This window comes from Labrys sp. LIt4 (assembly GCF_017813775.1).
Classification (GTDB): Bacteria; Pseudomonadota; Alphaproteobacteria; order Rhizobiales; family Labraceae; genus Labrys; species Labrys okinawensis_A.
This window is the reverse complement of record NZ_JAGIPY010000047.1, coordinates 1-1,133: the sequence shown is the minus strand read 5'-3', so window position 1 is coordinate 1,133 and position 1,133 is coordinate 1. Positions and strand designations below refer to the sequence as shown.

1 protein-coding gene is annotated in these 1,133 nt (G+C 62.3%); it reads left to right on the top strand.

Annotated elements, in window-relative coordinates; genetic code table 11:
* The first annotated feature begins 172 nt into the window (after positions 1-172).
* Positions 173-1,108, top strand: a complete 936-nt coding sequence (locus J8I29_RS29625; RefSeq protein WP_146126830.1) for an IS110 family transposase — start codon at positions 173-175, stop codon at positions 1,106-1,108.
* The last annotated feature ends 25 nt before the right edge of the window (positions 1,109-1,133 follow it).

Below are 1,133 nucleotides of genomic sequence, written 5' to 3'. Positions count from 1 at the left end.
CCGTGCACCCTGTGTAGTTGGAATGTGTCAGGATGGGTGCGGGCGAGAGACCGTGTGCACCCCGGCCCGTTAAGGCCGTTTTCCGGCTTGGTCCTCGCCCGCGTTCGAGTACCCAACCTGAACAGTTGATCGAGGCCGCACCACCGGACCTCGTAGCACAGGGATAGGCGCGATGATCATACACCCTGGCTTCATCGGGATCGATGTCTCCAAACACCATCTCGACATTTTCAATGCCACCACCCAGCATGTCGAGCGCATCGACAACACCCCACAGGCGATCACCTCGACTTTCGAGCGCTTGCGAGCCGATCCAATCAAGCTCGTCGCCTTCGAAGCGACCGGGCCTTATGATGGGCCGTTGCGTACGGCTCTGGCCAGCCTGCAACTGTCCCTTGTCCGCATCAATCCGGCCCGTGCCCGCGACTTTGCCAAGTCCATCGGCCTGCTGGCCAAGACCGACGCCATCGACGCCCGCATGCTCGCCGCCATGGCCCAGTGCCTCAACCTGCAAGCCGACCCTGCCGATGATCCCCACCGCCAGCAACTGGCCTTGCTGCACAAGCGCCGCGACCAGTTCGTCGCCACCCGCAAGCAGGAACTGACGCGCCTGGCTCAAGCCGACATGGCCCAGATCCGCGACAGCCTCCTGGACCATCTCGCCTGGCTGGAGGCCGCCATTGCCAGCCTCGACCAGCATATCACTCGCCTCATTGCCCGCCATGACAGCCTTGAGCAAAGGCGCCAACTCATGTGCTCCACTCCAGGCATCGGCAAGGTCATTTCCACGACCCTGCTGGCTCTCCTGCCCGAACTTGGCCAACGCTCGCCCAAGACCATCGCCGCCTTGGCAGGCCTGGCTCCCTTCAATCGCGATAGCGGCCTCATGCGCGGCACACGCAAAGTCATCGGCGGCAGACGACGCGTGCGCCAGGCCCTCTACATGGCTGCTGTTTCAGCCAGCCGATCCAAATCCAACTTCGCCCAAACTTATCGCGCACTGCGACAAGCCGGAAAGCCGCCCAAACTGGCTCTCATCGCCTTGGCCCGAAAGATCCTCATCACTCTCAATGCAATCTTGCGCGATCAGGCCCCGTTCAAGGCCTGACACTCGCTCAACTACAGTTGCCGGA